This is a genomic window from Stenotrophomonas sp. GD04145, from assembly GCF_029835135.1.
Lineage (GTDB): Bacteria > Pseudomonadota > Gammaproteobacteria > Xanthomonadales > Xanthomonadaceae > Stenotrophomonas > Stenotrophomonas maltophilia_P.
Map to the genome: position 1 here is coordinate 55,874 of NZ_JAODZG010000002.1, position 18,324 is coordinate 74,197.

Sequence of the window (18,324 nt, forward strand, 5' to 3'; positions counted from 1 at the left end):
TCGGTGGACCTCACAGCTGCCAGGAGCCGATGTCCGCATTGCCGGCATCACCTCCGGCCTTGCTGTCCGCGCCAAGGGAGAACACGTCGATGTCGCCGTGCGCGCCCGGGTTCTGGTACTGGTACGGATGCCCCCACGGGTCGTTCGGCAGGCGGTCCAGATAGGGGGTTGTCGGCATCGCGCCGCTGCTCTGGGGCGGCGCCACCAACGCCTGCAATCCCTGCTCGGTGCTGGGGTAGCGGCCATTGTCCAGGCGATAGAGCTTCAGCGCCTGCATCAGTGCGGCGATGTCCTGGCGTGCCGCCACCACCCGCGCCTGATCGGGACGATCCATCAGGCGCGGCACGATCAGTGCGGCAAGAATGCCGATGATCACCACCACCACCATGATCTCGATCAGGCTGAAACCGTGCTGCCGGGCCCTGCCACCACGAAGCTGTCTTGCCATTGTTCCGCCCTCGTCATCCTGGAAGGGACCGCTGCACCATGGTCAGCGGCGCATGTGTCAGTACGATAAACATCCACCTGCAATTCGCTGCTGCTCCACCCTGTCTGCGCTGGCGCCCGCCGGCGGCACGCCAGCCGACTGCAGCAGCGTTGCAGGTACCGCCGCCAACGCGCCTTCCACGCAGCGACGCAGCAGCGGATGGCGACTGGCCTGCAGGATCCGCACGCATTGCGTCGGCGACCAGGCGCTGCCACGGCCGAAGCCGACGAAGCGGCGGTACACCTGGTGATGGCGCAGGTCATCGTGTACCCGTTGCGCGCTGTCCAGTGCCTGCACCCACAGCAGCAGAGCGGCACGCTGCAGCATGCGGACATCGTCCATGTCCAGGGGCAGCGTCGCGATGGCTGCCTCCGGCCACGCCGGCAGTTGCGCATCGGTTGCGCGGCGCAGCGCCAGCAGCGGATGCGCCTCGACGTCCAGCGCCGCCCATCGCGCGGCGTCTGCCCAGGCGTCGCTGGAAAGCACCCAGACCCACGGATGCCCGTAGCGCTGTACGCACAGCGGCGCGTGCCGGGCCTGTTCCAGCGACCGGCTCAGGTGGCGATCCAGCTCGAGCATGCTGATCCTGCGACGTTCCGCCATCGACGCTGCCTGCGCTCCACGACGCGGATGCGCCGTACTCTGGAGAAGACGTCAGCAGGGTCGATGAAGCGACAGCGCGTTGCGCGTGATGTGCCGTGTGTTGCGCTTCAGCCGCTCTGTCACAGCGACGTCATGCGCCTGCAGGCATCGGCATCCAGCAACGGAGCGATGCCGCCGCATTGTCGTGCCAGCACCATCACGTCGGGACGTCGGGCAAATGCGGACAGCAACCCGGCCGCGTCCGCGTCGGCCAGCAACGCGGCCGTGGCCTGGCGCAGTGCCGGCAACTGCCATCCGTCCATCGCAGTCACCGCACCGGCCACGAACCAGTGCCACAAGCGGTGATGGATCACCTGGTCGTGCAACTGTGGCAGGCCCTGTATGCCATGCATCGCCATCAGCAGCAGACCGCGGGCCGCCATTGCCGGTGATACGCTGCCCTTCTCCGGCAGCGACAGCGCCTGCTGCAACCTCAGCAGGGCAGCCAGCGGATGGCCCTGCGGGTCGAAATCCAGCAGCACGGACTGTTCCTGCCACTGCGGATCGGACACCACGCAGACCCAGGGCGATCCATAGCGATGCACCGTCAATGGACGCCGCTGCGTGGTCTCCAGCAATGCGGACAGGTTGCGTCGCAGGTCGAGCACACCGATGGTCTCGTTGCGCATTCCTTGGCTTCTCCTTGCATGCGGCAGCCACGCGACGCGCGTGGCCGGGGACTCTACCCCAGGACGGCGATACCGCCCGGGAAGCGACGCAGCTCCAACGACAGCGTCAACCGCAGCTGTTCCAGCGCCGCGTCCGGGTCATCGATGCGGAAGCGACCGCTGACCGGCGCACGCGCCTGTGCGCCGTCACCGAGCAGGACCCTGCCGCGGCGATAGCGATTGATATCGTCCACCACCTCGCGCAACGGCGCGCGGCGGAACACCAGCATGCCTTCGGTCCAGGCGCTGACCTCGCCGGCCACGGCCTCGGCCACCACGCCGCTCAGGCGTTCGTCGTAGCGGGTCTGCTGTCCGGCCTGCAGCCGCAGCCGGCCCTGCGGGTGCTCGATGCGGGCGCTGCCGCGCAGGCACGTCACCCGGACGTGTCCCCCGGTATTGCGCACGTCCAGCCGGGCTGCGCCCTCATCGGCGATCACACAGCCCGGCCCCGCGTACAGTGCGAGGCGTGAACCCGCAGCGGTCTCGAATGCCGCCTGCCCCTGCACCAGCTCGTAACCCTCGCCACCCGCACCCATCCGGCGCCGCAGACTGCTCTGCGTATCCAGCTCCAGCGTCAACTGCGGCGTCAGCGCAAGCTGGAGGCGCTCGCCGGTGCCGGTATGGAAGTCGGCCGCCATCGCACTCACCGACGGCCACAGCCCCAACGGTGGACGGATCGCTGCCACCACGGCGAGGCTGGCGGGGGCGGCGATGGCCGCCCCCAGGAATGCACGCCGGCTCCATCGCCGTGCCAGGCCCGGTGCCTGCGGCTGGCGCGCCGCAGCCGGGACCTGCTCACCGGCCACGCGCACCTGCTCCCATTGCCGCCGCGCACGGGCAAACGCTTCGCGGTGACGCGAATCGGTCGCGCACCATTGGCGGAACCTGCGTCCGTCGGCTGCTGTGGCCTCGCCCGACGTCAGACGCACCACCCAGGCGTGGGCCTGGCGCTCCACGGCGTCGAGCGTGCGGTGCGGGCGATCATCAGGGTCCATGCGCAGTCCAGCCATGCCCGCACGCTGCGGGGTTCTGCTCGGCGTCAAAGTGTAGACGGACGCCGCCGGTCAGAACCGCACCTGCCGGTCCTGCCCGCTGCGCTCGGCCAGATAGTCCTGGGCCGCTTTCAGTTCGCGCTGCACCAGCCGCAGCGACACGCCCAGCTGCTCGGCCACGTCCCGCTGCTGCAGGCCGTCCACGCGGATCGCCAGCAGGATCCGGCGGCGGCGTTCGGGCATGCGGTGCAGCAGGCCGACCATGTCTTCGAGGGCACGATCAAGCTCCGCAGCCTGAGCCGGACCGGGGCCCGGATCGGCCATCTCCATCAGTGCGTCCACTTCTTCCAGGCTGAGCAGGCGATGGTCGGCGCGCTGCCGATCGATCACGGTGTTCATCGCCATCCGCAGCAGATAGGCCGCCGGATTCTGCACCGGGTCCAGCCGGTCGCGGCGTGCGCTCAGGCGCATCCAGGTGTCCTGCAGCGCATCGCCTGCCAGCTCTTCCGAGCCCAGCTTGCGCACCAGCCGGCGCTTGAGTTCATCGTAGGCCCCCAGCAGGTGATCCATCAGGTCCACCGCCCCGGCCGTTCCGTTGCTCATGTTCGAATCCTTGAAATCATGGAAGGGGCTGCCGCCGGCCACAGTCGTGGTCGGCACGGGAGGGCTGGATCTGCAGCGTCACCGGCTGCGGCAACGCGGCGGCGTCGATGGACGGCGCCAGCCTGCCGATAGCCAGCAGCAGGCGCCGATCGCGCCGGGCGTCGCCGCTGCCGACGAGCAGTTCGGCATCGTCGACATGGCCCTCGGCGGTGATGCGGAAACGCAGCGTCGCCGCGTAGCGGCCCGGTGCGAGCAGGGGGTCGTCACAGAACGCGTCGCGCAGCCGCTGCTGCAGCCCGCCAAAACGACGGCTGCGCTCGGATTCCGGCAGCAGGCCGACGGTACCGGCTGCGCGTTCGGGTTGCGCGCCCAGCCGAAGCACCACGCGCTGCGCGCCGATCACCTCGGCTTCGACGCCGGTCTCCTGCAGCAGGGTCTGCAGCGCCTGCAGCGGCGGCAGGCTGGCGTGCAGCGGGTAACTGCGCCGACCGGCAGCGAGTTCGCCGGCGTACATCACCGACCACCCGCTGCTGACGCTGAAGCGCTCCACTGCCTGCTCCAGCGGCTGCGCCGGAATGTCGTAGGCACGGACGTCGTCCTCGGCCGTGGCGACGAAGGCCAGCAGCAGCCACGCAGCGATGGCCACTCTCCATGTTCTGACCGCGTGGCGTCCATCCAGCCCCCTGACGTTGAACACATGACCCTCGGCAGCGACAGCAGCTGTGACGGAGGCAGGCGGCACGACCGGGAGGTCGCCCGCGCGCGACCGGCAAGCGGGGTCAGACCCTACCGGGGGCAGATGTCATTGCGATGACCACCGCACCGGCGGCCGGCGCGGCACGGCCTCAAAGCGGCAGCCGGGTGGTCTGCTTGATCCGCTGCATCGGGATCTCGGTCTTGGTGTTCTGCACCCCGGCGATCCTGTTCAGATGCCGGATCTGGAACTGGCGATACGCGTCCAGGTCGGCCACGGCCACCCGCAGCAGAAAATCGCAGTCGCCCGCCATCAGATGACATTCAAGCACTTCCGGCAGGGACTTGATGCTGTTTATGAAGTGGTTGGTGGTGTCCTCGTCCTGTCCACGCAGCCAGACCCGCACGAACACGGTGAAGCCCCGTCCCACCTTGGTCTCGTTCAGCAGTGCCACATAGCGGTCGATGTAGCCGCCCTCCTCCAGCAGCCGGACCCGGCGCAGGCAGGCCGAGGGCGAAAGACCGACCTGCCTGGCCAGCTCCAGGTTCTGCAGGCGACCATCGGCCTGCAGCGCCTCGAGAATCCGGCGATCAAGGTTATCGAGTTGAGATTGCATTGGATTTCACCTTCATGGCCATCTGTCGCATCAGATGCGCAACATTCTCAATGGAATGGCATCAACGCAACCCGATTTCGTTGCATCGCCGCTAGGATGAAGCACCCCCACTCGCTTCCCCCCCCATGGACGCCCAATCCTCCCCCCTCCCGCCTGATGCCCCCTGCCACGTCACGCCCCGCGCCGAGTTCCTGCGCGGCCTGCGCGCTGCCGTGCCGGTGATGATCGGCTTCGTTCCCTTCGCCCTGGTGCTCGGTGCACAGGCTGCGCAGAAGGGCCTGTCGGCGCTTGAAGTACCGCTCATGACCGGGCTCAACTTCGCCGGTGGCTCGGAGTTCGCCGCCGTCGAGCTGTGGACGTCACCTCCGCACATCGCGCTCATCGTAGCGATCACCGCGCTGGTCAACAGTCGCCATCTGTTGATGGGGGCCAGCCTGGCACCGCTGCTGCAGCACCTGCCACGCCGTCGCACGCTGCCGGCGTTGTTCTTCATGTGTGACGAAAGCTGGGCCCTGGGTGTCGCCGACGCGCGGCGGCGCATGCACGGTTTCTGCCTCGCCTACTACTTGGGCACCTCGGCCGGCCTGTATGGGGTCTGGGTGACCTGCACGACGCTGGGCGCGATCGCCGGCCCGCTGCTGGGCGACATCCATGCCTATGGATTCGACATGGCCTTCCCCGCAGTGTTCCTGGTGCTGCTGCGTGGCATGTGGCAGGGCCTGCGCGCAGCGCGGCCCTGGCTGGTCAGCCTGCTGGTGGCTGCAGGCACCTATCTGCTGGTTCCCGGCGCCTGGTACGTCGCCAGTGGTGCGCTGGCCGGGCTGGTGGCCGCCTGGCTGCTGGCGGAGGACGCGGCATGATCCAGTGGAGCTCGCTGCTCACCATCGTGCTGATGGCAGCCGTTACCTACCTCACCCGCATCATCGGCTTCCTGGCTCTGCGCAACCGCACCCTCGGCAAGCGTGCGGTGACGGTCATGGAGGCCGCGCCGGGCTGCGTGCTGATCTCGGTGATCGCCCCGGATTTCGTTGCCGACAAGCCCGCCGATCTGGCTGCGCTGGCCATCACCCTGCTGGCCGCCACCCGGCTGTCGATGCTGCCGACCGTGCTGATCGGCGTGGTCTCGGCCGGGTTGCTGCGCCATCTGCTGGGCTGATTCACGGCAGGCCGGGCGGGACCCGGCGCTGCCGATCGGTCTTCGCGCCGAGCGGGCGCGCTGCAATCAGGCGCTGCTGGCCGCGAGCAGGCACAGGCTGCGCGGCGGCAGGGTCCAGTCACCGGCGCCGTCCTGCTCCAGCGGCGCCTCGTCGGTCTGCAGCAGTACGCGCCGGAACGACAGCGCCTGATCCGATACGCGGAACCGCTGCGGCTGGTCTCCGGCATTCAACAGCAGGGCGAGGCTGACATGCCGCCCGGGCTCACGCAGGCCGCTGTCGGGGCTTCGACCGTCCAGCACAATCAGCAGCGCGCGCAGTTCGGGGTCGTGCCAGTCCGCCTCCTCCATGCTGCGGCCGTCCGGATGCCGCCAGTCGATATCGCGCAGGCCCAGCGCTTCATCGTATTCACCGCGCAGGAACCGGTTCCTGCGCAGCAGGCCATAGCGCCGGCGCAGCGACAGTGCACGCCGCACGAATGCCACCTGCGCCTGCGCCGCCGGCTGTGAGGCACGCTCCCAGTCGATCCAGCTCAGCGGGTTGTCCTGGCAGTACGCGTTGTTGTTGCCCTGCTGCGAATGGCCGAACTCATCGCCCGCCAGCAGCATGGGCGTGCCCTGCGACAGCAGCAGCGTGGCCAGCAGGTTGCGCATCTGCCGTGCACGCAACGACAGGATCGCCGGATCATCGGTGTCCCCCTCCACACCGTGATTGCTGGAAAGATTGTGCGAATGGCCATCGCGGTTGTCCTCGCCGTTGGCCTCGTTGTGGCGGTCGTTGTAGCTCACCAGATCGTGCAGGGTGAACCCGTCGTGTGCCGTCACCAGGTTGATGCTGGCCGACGGCCGCCTGCCGTGGTGTTCGAACAGGTCGGCCGAGCCGGTGAAACGGGTGGCGAACTCCGGCAGCTGCCCGCCATCGCCACGCCACAGCGCGCGCACTGTATCGCGGAAGCGGTCGTTCCATTCCGCCCAACCCGGCGGGAACTGGCCCAGCTGGTAGCCGCCCGGGCCGATGTCCCAGGGCTCGGCGATCAGCTTCACCTGGCTCAGGATCGGGTCCTGGCGTACCGCATCGAGGAAGCTGCCCGAGGCGTCGAAGCCATGGCGCTCACGGCCAAGAATGGTCGCCAGGTCGAAGCGGAAGCCGTCCACCCGCATCTCGGTCACCCAGTAGCGCAGCGAGTCCATCACCATGCGCAGCGCGCCGGCATTGGTCAGGTCGAACGTGTTGCCGGTGCCGGTATCGTTGATGTAATAGCGGCGATCATCGGCCAGGCGGTAGTAGCTGGCATTGTCGATGCCCTTGAACGACAGCGTGGGGCCCAGCTCGTTGCCCTCGGCGGTGTGGTTGTAGACCACGTCCAGGATCACTTCGATGCCGGCATTGTGCAGCCGCGCGACCATCTGCTTGAACTCGGCCACGGTGCCCATCGACAGGTAACGCGGCTGCGGGGCGAAGAAGCCGATGGTGTTGTACCCCCAGTAGTTGCGCAGCCCACGCTCGAGCAGCTGCTGGTCGTCCACGTAGGCGTGCACGGGCAGCAGCTCGATGGCGGTCACACCCAGATGGCTCAGGTGGTCCACCACCGCATCATGCCGCAGTGCAGAGAAGGTGCCGCGCTCGGCCTGCGGGACATCAGGATGCTGCATGGTCAACCCGCGCACGTGCGCTTCGTAGATCACCGTCCTGTCCCAGGCCGTTTCGGGTGCACGCTCGACACCCCAGCTGAAGGCCGGATCGATCACGGCGCAGCGTGGCATGTAGCTGGCGCTGTCGCGGCGGTCGAAACTGAGATCGCCATCGCGATGGCCCAGGGTGTAGCCGAACAGGTGGGGCGCCCACTTCAGCTCGCCGACGATCTGCTTGGCGTAAGGGTCCAGCAACAGCTTGTTGGGATTGAAGCGATGCCCTTCCTCCGGCGCATACGGACCGTGCACCCGGTAGCCGTAGCGCTGCCCGGGCCTTACATCGGGCAGATAGCCGTGCCAGATCTCATTGGTGTACTCGGGCAGCGCGATGCGTTCGACCTCGCGGTTGCGCGCGTCGAACAGGCAGAGTTCGACCCGGGTGGCATGCCGCGAGTACAGCGCGAAGTTCACGCCCAGCCCGTCCCAGGTTGCACCCAGCGGGAACGGCCGGCCTTCGCGCACGCGCGACGTCTGTGCCCACTTACGGCTCGCCATCGCTGCCCTCCTCGCCGCGCGCCGCGGCAATCTCGGCCTCCACCAGCCGCTCGGCCATGTGCCAGTGCCGCTGCTGCTGGTCGTCCGGGCGCCCTTCCGCTTCCCATATCTGGTGGGCCAAAGCCTCAATCCGCTGCCGTCGTTCCCTGCTGTCCATCCCTACCCGTCTCCTCGTTGATCCATACCGCCAGCGGGCTGCCAGCCAGAAGCCGTGCTGCATCCGCGGTTTCATTGAAATGTTCGATGCGTCCGTCCAGGAGGTTGCGCATGCGTCCTGCCGGAAGCCCGCGCAGCGTTGGGCCGGTGGCGACGTCACGCGCAACGTTCAGGCCGGGCCCGGGCATGGCGATGGGCGAGCCGCGCTGCACGATCACCAGCAGTACCTGCGTCTGGTGCCTGCGCACGAACGCCAGCCAGGGCGAGCGCGCAGGCGCGGACAGCGGCTGCAGCTCGCCGTACAGGAAAAGGTGCGGGTGCCTGCGGCGGCAATCCAGCAGCTGCCGCAGCAGGAGTGCCTTTATGCCGCCGTCCCGCCAGTCCTGCAGCAGCGCGGGCCAGGAGCGCGTGTCCCGCAGCCATGCCTGCCGCGCCGGATAGTCCACGGCCCGGCGGTTGTCCGGGTCCACCAGGCTCAGGTCCCAGCCTTCGCCGCCTTGATAGAGGTCAGGCACACCGGGCAGGCAGTGCTGCAGGCACAGCTGTGCCAATCCATTGCAGGCGCCTGCCGGCGCGATGCGGGCCACGAAGGTCGCCAGCGCCTCGCGCACCGGCAGCAAGGGTGCTCCCTCCAGCAGCGCGTGCAGCCACTGCACGGCGGCGTCCTCCACTGCCACATCGGGATCGGACCAGTTGCTGATCCGTTTGCCCTCGCGCAGGGCCTTGGTCAGCCAGTCCGCCATCCTCGATGCGAAGTCGGCACCGGGGGCGCCCTGCATCGGCCACGCCGCCACCAGCGCCTGCCACAGCGCATACGCCTCGGCGCCCGGCAACGGCAGCGGCATGCCGGCCTTGGCGGCCATCCGGCTCCAGCGCCGTACAGCATCCCGCCACTCCGCCGCGCACGTGCTGAGCACCGCCAGCCGCGCCCGGCTGTCGCTGCCCCGCTTGTGATCGTGGGTCGCCAGCGCAAGCAGTGCCTCGGGATGGCGTCGCAGGCGCCGCGCTGCATGCTGCAGCAGCTCGCGTCCCTGCATGCCCAGCCGCTGCGGATCACTGCCGACTTCGTTGCGTGAGAGCAGTCTGAAGTAACGATAGAAGCCGGTATCCTCCACCGACTTGGCGTTCAACGGCGCGGCCAACTGCCCGAAGCGCACGCGCAGCTCGCTTTCAGCCGGCGCCTGGCCGGGAAGTGCCTGCAGCAGCAGGTCCAGTGCCGCCCGTCCGGCACCGTCCAGCGCGGCTCGCGCGGCGGCAGCAGCGGCGACCAATGCCTTCCGCTCACCCGCGTCACGCAGCAAATACGGGCGATAGGTGCGGTAGTGCCGCAGCAGCGCGGCCAGCGCGCGCGCCAGGGCGGCCGTACCGATGTCGGCCTCGGCCAGCCGGGGCTGCAGAACCTGCTGCGCACTGCGCAGCAGGCGCTGGAAGTCGGTGTGAAGCGACTGGCGCAGCAGCATCCCGCGCGCGTCCTGCTGTATCTGGTCAAAGTCGCGCGTGTCGCCGCTCGCCGCCTTCCAGGCGCGTGAGAGCGCGGGCGCCGCTGCCGGATCGTGCAGCCACGCGCCAGCCTGGTCCATGAAGTCATAGCCGGTGGTCCCGTCGCAGGCCCATCCCTCTGGCAGCTGCTCGCCCTCGGCCAGTATCTTCTCGACGTGCAGGGTCACCGCCTCCGGATCACGGCTCCCGGCTGCGCAGGCAGCGTTGATCGCTTCGCGCAGGCGCTGCAGATAGGTGCCGGGCGACGACAGGCCATCCACATGGTCGATGCGCAGGCCATCCACCCAGCCCTCACGCACCAGCCGCAACGGCAGCGCATGCACCGCTTCGAACACGTCCTCGCGCTCCACCCGCAGCGCGGCCAGTTCGTTGATATCGAAGAAGCGCCGGTAGTTCACCTGATCGCCTGCCGTGCGCCACCACGCCAGCCGGTAGTGCTGCCGCCGCAGCAGTGCCTGCAACCGCTCGACGCTGCGGTTGCAGCGTTCGGCCCACGCCGGCCACTGCGCGGCGTCCAGGGGATGACTGCGCGGCGACAACGGCAGGACCAGCCCATGATGGCGCAACCCTGGCCGCTCATCGTCCACCCCCACCCGCAGTACGCCGTCGCGCACGGCGTCGTGCACTGGCCGGTCCAGCACCGGCAACCATAGCCGGCCTTCGCAGCCCGGCGCCTCCCAGTCGATGTCAAACCAGCCTGCGTGGCGGCTTCGACGCCCGTGCATCAGCACATCGCTCCACCAGTGGCTGTGCGGGGATGCCGCCAGATGGTTGGGCACAATGTCCAGGATCAGACCCAGGCCGTGTGAGCGCACCGCGGTGGCCAGCTGGCGGAAGGCCGCTTCGCCGCCCAGCTGCGGATTGATGCTGGCCGGGTCGATGCCATCGTAGCCATGTGAGGACCCCGGGACCGCAGCCGCGATCGGCGACAGGTAAAGGTGACTGACGCCCAGTGCGGCGTAATACGGCACCTGCGCTGCGGCCGCTTCCAGGTCAAAGCCTGCGTGCAACTGCAGGCGCGCGGTGGCACGCAACCTCGTCATCGCCCTGCCCTGCGGCGCGTGTTGCTCAGGCGCGCCAGGCGCGCATCGGCGGCGGCACCGTCCCACGCCAGCGGCAACCGCCGTCGCCAGTTCGGATGGCCGCTGACGGTGCCTGGCAGGTTCACCTGCGCACGGCTGCCCAGCACATCTTCCAATGGCAGCAGCGCCAGCCGCGACGCTGCATGGGCAACCAGTGACAGCGCTCCGTCCTCCACGGCCGCGCCGTCACCACCGCAGACCGCGGCCAGCGCCTGCACGTCCCGCGCGCGCGCGCGCAGTGCTGCCGGCAGGTCCTCCAGCTCACCCAGGCGGGCACGCCAGCGCAGGTCGCGCCCGCGCAGCCAGCCGGCCAGTGGTGGCAGGTCGTGAGTGGACGGCATGGCCGCCGCATCGCGGCGCCACCGCGGCGCCGGCAGGAAGCGCTCGCCGTTGCGGGCGAACGGCAGCACCTCGATGCCCAGGATGCCCCGGGCTGCCAGCCGCTGGCGGATGCCCGGCGGCACCACCCCCAGGTCTTCACCGATCAGCACGCAGCGATGCCGCCACGATTCCAGCACCAGCAGATTGATCAGGTCATCGAATGGATAGCGCAGGTACACGCCCTGCCCGGCGCCGGCGCCGTGAGGCAGCACCCACAGCCGCTGCAGGCCGAGGATGTGGTCGATGCGCAGGCCGCCGCGGCCGGCCATCACGGCGCGCAGCACGCGGATGAACGGCGCAAAGCCCTCGCGATGCAACGCCAACGGTGACCAGCTGGTGATGCCCCAGGCCTGGCCGAGCGGATTGAACGCATCCGGCGGCGCACCCAGTTCAAGCCCCTGCAGCAGATCGGCGCCACCGGTACGTGCCTCGACGCCCTGCGGTGCACAGCCCACGGCCAGATCGGCAATCAATCCGATCGACGCGCCATCACTGCGCAGCGCCGCGTGCACCTCCACCCAGCCCTGCTGCGCCAGCCACTGCGCAAATGCATGGTCGTCGGCGCTCCCGGTGATCCCGTCGGCGGCGTGCTGGCAATAGTGCAGCAGCGGTTCGCCCTGCGCATCGCACCAGGTCTCGATCTGCTCGCATTGCGCCGGTGCGTGCTGCCGTAGCCAGTGGCGCACCTGTCGCAGCCAGCGCCACTTCAACGCCGCCGACTGCGGCCAGTCGATGCGGCGCGCAGCGGTGGCGGCATCAACTGCCATCGCCAGCGCCTCGTCCTGGCGCAGCACGCTGTCGGCAGCCTCCGGCAGCACCTGCGGCAGGGATACCTGCAGCGGGTCGAGCCAGCGCCGGTCGCTGGGCGAATAGGGGCTATGGCCCGGGCCGGGTGGCAAGCCGGCGTGCAGCGGACTCAATGCCAGCGCATCGCCTCCATGCCGCTGCAGCAGCTCACGCCACCGCGCACAGCCGGCGCTGTCACCGATGCCTGCATCGCCGCGGGCGCGCAGACTGTAGACCTGCGCCGACAGGCCCCAACCGCGCAGCATGCGCGGTGGCCACCAGGCTCGCGGCGGCGCCACCGCGACCGCCTGTTGCAGCCCGCCCTGGCGCCATTGCCAATAGCCCGGTTGATCCGGAACACGCCAGCGCCCCTGCGCATCAGGCCGTGCTGGCAGTTCGCGCCCCTGTTCATCCACCCAGCACGCCGCCCCCGTCGCCTCCGGCATCACCAGTACCTGGCCACAGCAGGCGGTGAGCAAGCGGGCGCGCACCGGCGCACCATCGCAGTGCAGCCCTTCCAGCACCGCGCGAAGCACGTCCGGCGCGACTTCGCGCTCGACGCCGGCCACGTCGGTCCAGCGCTCCAGGAGACCTGCCCGGCGTGCGGCTTCCCGAACCGATATATCCGTCCTCATGCCGCCACCCAGCACGCAACAACACTGCCGCCTGCCGGCAACACACTGGCAACGTCGGCGCCCACAACGCGCTCGCCGGCCGGCACCGCATGCTCCACGGGCCGTGGGCCCACATTGATCGCGATCCACCATTGGCCCGATGGCAGCTGCCAACCCGCCTGCACCGCCCCCTCGCCAAGCACCCGCGCACCCAGCGACCGGGCCTGCAGCAGGCCGGGCTGCAGATAGCGTCTGCGCAGGGCCAAAAACCCGCCTGTGCAACGCAGCCATTGCTGCGACCAGGGATCATCGCCGGGCGGCGGCGTGTACGAGACCTGCAGGGTGGCCGGATCGTTCGGGTCCGGAATACGCGCACGCGAGGCGGCATCGGCGAAGGCACTGAAGCCGGAAAACTCGCGGCGACGCCCCTCGCGCACCGCCTCGTCCAGCGGCGGCGCATAGTCGGTGAAGAACAGGAACGGCGACCGCGCCTGCCACGGTTCACCCATGAACAGCAGCGGGATCATCGGCGTCAGCAGGGTCAGCGCCAGCGCCGCGCGCAGCCGCGCCGGGTCCACCAGCATCGACAGGCGCTCGCCGAAGGCACGGTTGCCCACCTGGTCGTGGTTCTGCGCGAATACAACGAAACGCGCAGGCGACAGGTCACTGCTGGGTTCGCCGCGGGGATGGCCGCCCAGATCAGGTTCACCCTGCCAGGCGAATCCTTCTGCCAGGCAGCGGGCCAGCAGCGCGTCGGCGCGACCGGCGTAGGCCGCGTAATAGCCTTCCTGCTCGCCGGTCAGCATCACGTGCAGCGCGTTATGGAAGTCGTCGTTCCATTGCCCCTGATAGGCACCGCGCAGCCACCGCGCCTGGTTGCGTTCGTTCTCCAGCACCAGGTGCGCGTGCGGCACCTCCGCGCGCACCTCATCGGCCAGCTGCTGCAGGAAGCGGTCATCGTCGATGGCGTGTACCGCGTCCAGGCGCAGCCCATCGAAGCCATAGTCGCGCAACCACATCAGCGCATTGTCGATGAAGAAGCGCCGCACCCAGGGCTGGCGGAAGTCGATCGCCTCACCCCAGGGGGTGCTGCGATCGTCACGGAAGAACGCCCGCGCGTAGTCACGCAGAGGGTTGCCCTGCGGTCCGAAGTGGTTGTAGACCACATCCAGCAGCACCGACAGTCCGGCATCATGCGCCGCGTCGATGAAAGCCTTCAGCGCTGCCGGCCCGCCGTAGACATGGGCCGGTGCGTAGGGGAACACACCGTCGTAGCCCCAGTTGCGCCGGCCGGGAAACTGCGCAACCGGCATCAGCTCGATGGCGGTGATGCCCGTTGCGGCCAGCATCGACAGCTGCGCGGTCAGTGCAGCGAGGCCGCCGCCTGCCTCGATGTGCACTTCACAGATGACCAGGTCCTGCCAGGCGGGCCCCTGCCACGTGGCCTGCGCCCTGCCGGTGTCCAGCACCACGGCGCTGTCGCCATCGATGCCGTCCGGCTGCCAGCGCGAGGCCGGATCTGGCACGTCCTGGCCTGAAGGGAGGCGGAACCGGTACCGGTCGCCATGCGATGCCTGTGTCCGCAGCCAGTGGCAACCGTCCGGCTCGCGTTGCATCGGCCGCAGCGCACCCTGCAGGCACAGCGTCATCGTGTCCGCGTCCGGCGCCCACACACGGAACTCCACCCCCTCACCGGCCGCACGCCAAGCGCCCAGACGCGGGGACGCTGTGGTCATGCATCAACCTGCAGGTACAGCGTGGACAGCGGCGGCAGGGTCAGCCGCAGCGACTGGGCGTGGCCATGCATCGGCCTTGGCTCGGTCTGCACCGCTCCGAGGTTGCCCGCATTGCCGCCGTTGTAATGCGCGCTGTCGGTGTTGAGGCGTTCCGTCCAGCGCCCCGGTTGCGGCACACCGACCCGGTAACCCTCGCGCAGCACCGGGGTGAAGTTGCTCACCACCAGCAGGGTGCGGCCGCTGCCGGCAGGATCCCGGCGGATGAAGGCATACACGCTGTTGCGGCTGTCATCGGCCACGCTCCAGTCGAAACCGCGTTCATCGCGCTCGTCACGATGCAGCGCGGGTTCGGAGCGGAGGACGGCATTGAGGTCGCCCACCAGACGCGACAGGCCCCGGCCCTCACTGCTGGTCGCCTGTTCCCAGTCCAGTGCTGCATCGTGCGACCACTCATGTCCCTGGCCGAACTCGCCGCCCATGAACAGCAGTTTGCTGCCCGGGTGCGCCCACATGAAGCCGTAATACGCACGAAGCTGGGCCAGCCGCTGCGCCGGTTCGCCTGCCATCTTGGCCAGCAGCGCGCCCTTGCCATGCACCACCTCGTCATGCGACAGCGGAAGCACGAAGCGTTCGGAGAAGGCGTAGACCAGGCCGAAGCTGATCTCGCTGTGGTGATGCTGGCGATGGACAGGATCGCGCCCCAGGTACTGCAGGGTGTCGTGCATCCAGCCCATGTTCCATTTGTGGGTGAAGCCAAGCCCGCCCTCCTCCACCGGCGCGGTCACCCCCGGCCACGCGGTGGATTCCTCGGCAATCACCAACACGTCCGGGAAGCGCTCACGCAGGGTCTGGTTCATCCGCCTCAGGAAGGCGACCGCCTGCAGGTTCTCTCGCCCGCCCTGCTCGTTGGGTATCCACTCACCGTCAGCACGGCTGTAATCCCGGTACAGCATGGACGCCACTGCGTCCACGCGCAGTCCGTCGATGTGGAACCGCTCCACCCACTCCAAGGCACTACCGATCAGGTAAGCGGCCACTTCGTTGCGGCCATAGTTGTAGATCAGCGTGTCCCAGTCGGCGTGCACCCCTTCGCGCGGGTCGGCATGCTCGTACAACGCGGTTCCGTCGAAACCGGCCAGGCCATGCGCGTCGTTGGGGAAGTGTGCGCTCACCCAGTCCACGATCACCCCCACTCCGGCCTGGTGACAGCGATCCACGAAGCGCGCGAAGGCGTGCGGCGTCCCATGGCGCGCCGTCGGTGCGTAGATCCCCAGCGGCTGATAGCCCCAGGAACCGCCGAAGGGATGCTCGCTGACCGGCAGCAGTTCGATGTGGGTGAAGCCGAGTCCGGCCACGTACGGAATCAGCCGGTCGGCCAGCGCATCCCAGTCCAGCGGTGCGCCATCATCGCCGCGCTGCCAGGAGCCCGCATGTACCTCGTAGATGGACAGCGGCGCGCCGGCGCCCGCCTGGCGCCGGGCCGCCCTCCAACCCTCGTCATGCCACTGCATCGGCGCCGCCGAAGGCACGCGTGAGGCGGTGGCCGGTGGCAGTTCGGCCCAGCGCGCCATCGGGTCGAACTTGTCGGGCATCACCTGGCCATCAGCCCCGACAATGCGGAACTTGTAGCGGGCACCCGCCTGCACGCCGGGCAGGAACAGTTCCCACACGCCAGCCGCATGGCGCAGCCGCATCGGATGGCGTCGGCCATCCCATCCGTTGAAATCGCCGACCACGGCGACCCGCCGCGCATTGGGCGCCCACACCGCGAAGCGCACGCCGGCGATCCCCTGCACCTGCATCGGGACCGCGCCCAGCTGGCGCGCCGCATCGGCATCACCGGCATGGAAGCGTTGCAGCAGCGCCTCGTCCAGCAGCGGGCCGAAGGCATAGGCATCGTGCACCTGCTCCACACCCTGCTCGAAATGCAGGGCAAGCAGCGGCACCGCCGCTTCACCGGCGGCGCCCTCGAACAGGCCGGGCAAGGGGCCCGGGTGCAGATCCCAGCGTCGCCCATCTTCTCCGATCACCTCGACGCGCTGCGCGTGCGGCACCAGCACGCGCAACCGCCGTTCACCCTCGCGCTGGCGGTGCGGGCCCAGCCAGGCAAATGCATCTGCCGGGCGGGCATGGACGAGGTCCTCCAGCGCCGGCGCGATGCGGTGATCCAGTGCTGTGTCAGCGGTAGTGTCGTCCTCGAGGGCGGCCAGATGCGCGCTGTCGTGGCTCATGCGGCCACCTGGCAGGTCTGCTGGTACAGCGCCAGATAGGCTCGCCCGGCCGCATCCCAGCCGCCCGGCCGCAGCATGGCGGCGCGGCGCATGGCCTGCAGCAGGCCTGGCAGACGGAAGGTGCGCATCGCCCGCTCCACGCAGCGGCGCAGGCCATCGGCATTGGCACCGTGGAACAGGAAACCGGTCACGCCATCATCGACGGTGTCCACCAGCCCGCCCGTCGCATGCGCGACCGGCAGGCAGCCGAAGCGCTGCGCGTACATCTGGCTGAGCCCGCAGGGTTCAAAACGCGAAGGCATCAGCAGGAAGTCGGCGCCGGCGAACATCTGGCGCGCCAGCGCTTCCTCGAACCCGATGAATGCGCCCACCCGCCCCGGGTAGCGCCGGGCCAGCGCCTGCACCTGTGCTTCCACCTGCGGCTCGCCGCCGCCGATGACGACCAGCTGCCCCCCGGCCGCGACGATCTGTGGCGCCACGTCACAGGTGATGTCCAGGCCCTTCTGGTGCACCAGGCGGGAAACCACCGCGAACAGCGGGCCGGTCGAGGGCGCCAGGCCGAACGCCCTGCGCACCGCATGTGCGTTGGTCGCGCGTCCGGTCCATTCGCCGATGCCGAAGTGCGCCTTTAGGTGGATGTCGCGTCGCGGATCCCAGCTGGCGTCGATGCCGTTGACGATGCCGCTCAGGTGACCGCCGGCGGCGCGCCGGGCCAGCAGGTCATGCAGTCCGCATCCATCATCCGGGGCGGTGATCTGCTGTGCATAGCGCAGGCTGACTGTGTTCAGCCGCGTGGCATTGGTGATGCCGCCCTGCAGGAATGACATCTGTCCGTGGAAGTGCAGTTCATCCAGGTGCGCGGCCGGTACGCCCAGCACCGGCGCAAGCGCATACGGGAACAGGCCCTGGTAAGCCAGGTTGTGGATCGTCAGCAGCGTCGGCACGGCCGTCCGGTCCCAACGCACGTAGGCGGCGGCCATGGCCACCGGCCAGTCATTCAGGTGCAGCAGCTGCGGTGACCAGTCCAGCCCGGCACGCCCGGCCGCAATCTCCGCAGCCGCGTGTGACAGCGTGGCGAAGCGAACCGCGTTGTCCTTCCACTCCTGTCCCTGCCCATCCACGTAGGGCGAGCCTTCCCGCTCATACAGCTCAGGCGAGAGCAGCACGTAGATCGGCAGGCCGTCGGCCTGCACCGCCATGCCGATGGTGCACGCAGGCAGGCCGGCTCTTTGGCTGACCTGCCCCACCGCCCGCAGCTGCGGCAGGCGCTGCAGCACCTCCGGGTAGCCGGGAAGCAGCACGCGCGAATCACACGCGCCGCGCACCGCGCGTGGCAGGGCCGCGGCCACATCGCCCAGGCCTCCCGCCTTGACGAAGTCGGCCATTTCGGTCGCGACAAACAGCACGCGCTGCACCAGTTCCGGCAACTTCAACGGCTGTGAGTGGCCTCGGCGAGTCCCGATTGGTACAGGTGCACCGGGAGGCGTCGCAACGGGTGAAGCGGACTGGACGACGCGGGCCATGGCGATGATCTCGGAAGTGTTCAGGCAGACGGACGCCAACGGCACCCGGACGGGCGCTGAAGCGGAGAGGGAAGTCGACGCAGAACGTGGGGGACGTCAGCGAGAGGCTCAGGAGGACAATAGCCCCGCATGCGATCAATCGGCCGTGAAGCCCTGGCGATTTCTTTGTGACAACGCGTCATGAGCTGAGTACGCATGCCGCGTTCATCACGCCCATCGATGCCTCCCGGACGGGACATCCACCTGGATACCGTGCGCGCGCTACCCGTGGCC

Annotated in this window: 16 protein-coding genes; 2 read left to right on the plus strand and 14 right to left on the minus strand. The window is 69.0% G+C overall.

Going from position 1 to position 18,324, the window contains the following annotated elements; genetic code table 11:
• Positions 1-10 precede the first annotated feature (10 nt).
• The 7 genes from gspG to N7367_RS01390 form a co-directional block, all read right to left on the minus strand.
• Positions 11-448 carry a type II secretion system major pseudopilin GspG gene (gspG, locus tag N7367_RS01360; protein ID WP_065176116.1) on the minus strand — a complete coding sequence of 146 codons (438 nt, stop codon included), beginning with the start codon at positions 446-448 and terminating at the stop codon, positions 11-13.
• 57 nt (positions 449-505) lie between these two features.
• Complete coding sequence (locus N7367_RS01365; protein ID WP_258012752.1) at positions 506-1,066, minus strand: hypothetical protein; 561 nt, start codon at positions 1,064-1,066, stop codon at positions 506-508.
• Between the two features lie 143 nt (positions 1,067-1,209).
• Complete coding sequence (locus tag N7367_RS01370; protein ID WP_065182997.1) at positions 1,210-1,758, minus strand: hypothetical protein; 549 nt, start codon at positions 1,756-1,758, stop codon at positions 1,210-1,212.
• Between the two features lie 53 nt (positions 1,759-1,811).
• The gene (locus tag N7367_RS01375) at positions 1,812-2,792 is read right to left on the minus strand and encodes a DUF4880 domain-containing protein (RefSeq protein ID WP_279941561.1); all 981 of its coding nucleotides are present in this window, start codon (positions 2,790-2,792) and stop codon (positions 1,812-1,814) included.
• 69 nt (positions 2,793-2,861) lie between these two features.
• Entirely contained in the window at positions 2,862-3,392 is a 531-nt protein-coding gene (locus N7367_RS01380; protein WP_053516348.1) for a sigma-70 family RNA polymerase sigma factor, read from the minus strand.
• A gap of 16 nt (positions 3,393-3,408) precedes the next feature.
• Positions 3,409-4,089: a TonB-dependent receptor gene (locus tag N7367_RS01385; RefSeq protein ID WP_053516350.1), complete on the minus strand. Its 681-nt coding sequence runs from the start codon at positions 4,087-4,089 to the stop codon at positions 3,409-3,411.
• Between the two features lie 148 nt (positions 4,090-4,237).
• Entirely contained in the window at positions 4,238-4,702 is a 465-nt protein-coding gene (locus N7367_RS01390; RefSeq protein ID WP_279941562.1) for an Lrp/AsnC family transcriptional regulator, read from the minus strand.
• A gap of 125 nt (positions 4,703-4,827) precedes the next feature.
• Here N7367_RS01390 and N7367_RS01395 point away from each other — a divergent pair, with 125 nt between their 5' ends.
• Together N7367_RS01395 and N7367_RS01400 are read left to right on the plus strand one after the other, a co-directional pair.
• Complete coding sequence (locus N7367_RS01395; RefSeq protein WP_279941563.1) at positions 4,828-5,562, plus strand: AzlC family ABC transporter permease; 735 nt, start codon at positions 4,828-4,830, stop codon at positions 5,560-5,562.
• Entirely contained in the window at positions 5,559-5,858 is a 300-nt protein-coding gene (locus N7367_RS01400) for an AzlD family protein (protein ID WP_053516356.1), read from the plus strand. The genes N7367_RS01395 and N7367_RS01400 overlap by 4 nt, the downstream gene beginning before the upstream one ends.
• Positions 5,859-5,924: 66 nt before the next feature.
• Here the strand turns inward: N7367_RS01400 and glgX are convergent, their stop codons facing one another.
• From glgX to glgA, 7 genes are read right to left on the minus strand one after another with little or no spacing between them, the layout of a single operon-like run.
• Entirely contained in the window at positions 5,925-8,042 is a 2,118-nt protein-coding gene (glgX, locus tag N7367_RS01405) for a glycogen debranching protein GlgX (RefSeq protein WP_279941564.1), read from the minus strand.
• Positions 8,029-8,199 (minus strand): DUF2934 domain-containing protein, encoded by a 171-nt coding sequence (locus N7367_RS01410; RefSeq protein WP_080375226.1) that lies wholly within the window; start codon positions 8,197-8,199, stop codon positions 8,029-8,031. Before N7367_RS01410 ends, glgX begins: the two co-directional genes overlap by 14 nt.
• Positions 8,168-10,741, minus strand: a complete 2,574-nt coding sequence (treY, locus tag N7367_RS01415; protein ID WP_279941565.1) for a malto-oligosyltrehalose synthase — start codon at positions 10,739-10,741, stop codon at positions 8,168-8,170. The genes N7367_RS01410 and treY overlap by 32 nt, the downstream gene beginning before the upstream one ends.
• The gene (locus tag N7367_RS01420; RefSeq protein WP_279941567.1) at positions 10,738-12,582 is read right to left on the minus strand and encodes a 4-alpha-glucanotransferase; all 1,845 of its coding nucleotides are present in this window, start codon (positions 12,580-12,582) and stop codon (positions 10,738-10,740) included. Before N7367_RS01420 ends, treY begins: the two co-directional genes overlap by 4 nt.
• Positions 12,579-14,297, minus strand: a complete 1,719-nt coding sequence (treZ, locus tag N7367_RS01425) for a malto-oligosyltrehalose trehalohydrolase (RefSeq protein WP_279941569.1) — start codon at positions 14,295-14,297, stop codon at positions 12,579-12,581. The genes N7367_RS01420 and treZ overlap by 4 nt, the downstream gene beginning before the upstream one ends.
• Positions 14,294-16,528, minus strand: a complete 2,235-nt coding sequence (locus tag N7367_RS01430; RefSeq protein ID WP_279941570.1) for a 1,4-alpha-glucan branching enzyme — start codon at positions 16,526-16,528, stop codon at positions 14,294-14,296. The genes treZ and N7367_RS01430 overlap by 4 nt, the downstream gene beginning before the upstream one ends.
• Complete coding sequence (gene glgA, locus N7367_RS01435; RefSeq protein ID WP_279941571.1) at positions 16,525-18,051, minus strand: glycogen synthase GlgA; 1,527 nt, start codon at positions 18,049-18,051, stop codon at positions 16,525-16,527. Before glgA ends, N7367_RS01430 begins: the two co-directional genes overlap by 4 nt.
• Positions 18,052-18,324 lie beyond the last annotated feature (273 nt).

What these genes read in the sequence shown, in the direction of transcription:
- N7367_RS01375 (WP_279941561.1), bottom strand. Translation starts at nt 2,792, where the DNA reads ATGGACCCTGATGATCGCCCGCACCGCACGCTCGACGCCGTGGAGCGC.
- treZ (WP_279941569.1), bottom strand. Translation starts at nt 14,297, where the DNA reads ATGACCACAGCGTCCCCGCGTCTGGGCGCTTGGCGTGCGGCCGGTGAG.
- N7367_RS01395 (WP_279941563.1), top strand. Translation starts at nt 4,828, where the DNA reads ATGGACGCCCAATCCTCCCCCCTCCCGCCTGATGCCCCCTGCCACGTC.
- glgX (WP_279941564.1), bottom strand. Translation starts at nt 8,042, where the DNA reads ATGGCGAGCCGTAAGTGGGCACAGACGTCGCGCGTGCGCGAAGGCCGG.
- N7367_RS01420 (WP_279941567.1), bottom strand. Translation starts at nt 12,582, where the DNA reads ATGAGGACGGATATATCGGTTCGGGAAGCCGCACGCCGGGCAGGTCTC.
- N7367_RS01370 (WP_065182997.1), bottom strand. Translation starts at nt 1,758, where the DNA reads ATGCGCAACGAGACCATCGGTGTGCTCGACCTGCGACGCAACCTGTCC.
- treY (WP_279941565.1), bottom strand. Translation starts at nt 10,741, where the DNA reads ATGACGAGGTTGCGTGCCACCGCGCGCCTGCAGTTGCACGCAGGCTTT.
- N7367_RS01430 (WP_279941570.1), bottom strand. Translation starts at nt 16,528, where the DNA reads ATGAGCCACGACAGCGCGCATCTGGCCGCCCTCGAGGACGACACTACC.
- N7367_RS01400 (WP_053516356.1), top strand. Translation starts at nt 5,559, where the DNA reads ATGATCCAGTGGAGCTCGCTGCTCACCATCGTGCTGATGGCAGCCGTT.
- glgA (WP_279941571.1), bottom strand. Translation starts at nt 18,051, where the DNA reads ATGGCCCGCGTCGTCCAGTCCGCTTCACCCGTTGCGACGCCTCCCGGT.
- gspG (WP_065176116.1), bottom strand. Translation starts at nt 448, where the DNA reads ATGGCAAGACAGCTTCGTGGTGGCAGGGCCCGGCAGCACGGTTTCAGC.
- N7367_RS01390 (WP_279941562.1), bottom strand. Translation starts at nt 4,702, where the DNA reads ATGCAATCTCAACTCGATAACCTTGATCGCCGGATTCTCGAGGCGCTG.
- N7367_RS01380 (WP_053516348.1), bottom strand. Translation starts at nt 3,392, where the DNA reads ATGAGCAACGGAACGGCCGGGGCGGTGGACCTGATGGATCACCTGCTG.
- N7367_RS01410 (WP_080375226.1), bottom strand. Translation starts at nt 8,199, where the DNA reads ATGGACAGCAGGGAACGACGGCAGCGGATTGAGGCTTTGGCCCACCAG.
- N7367_RS01365 (WP_258012752.1), bottom strand. Translation starts at nt 1,066, where the DNA reads ATGCTCGAGCTGGATCGCCACCTGAGCCGGTCGCTGGAACAGGCCCGG.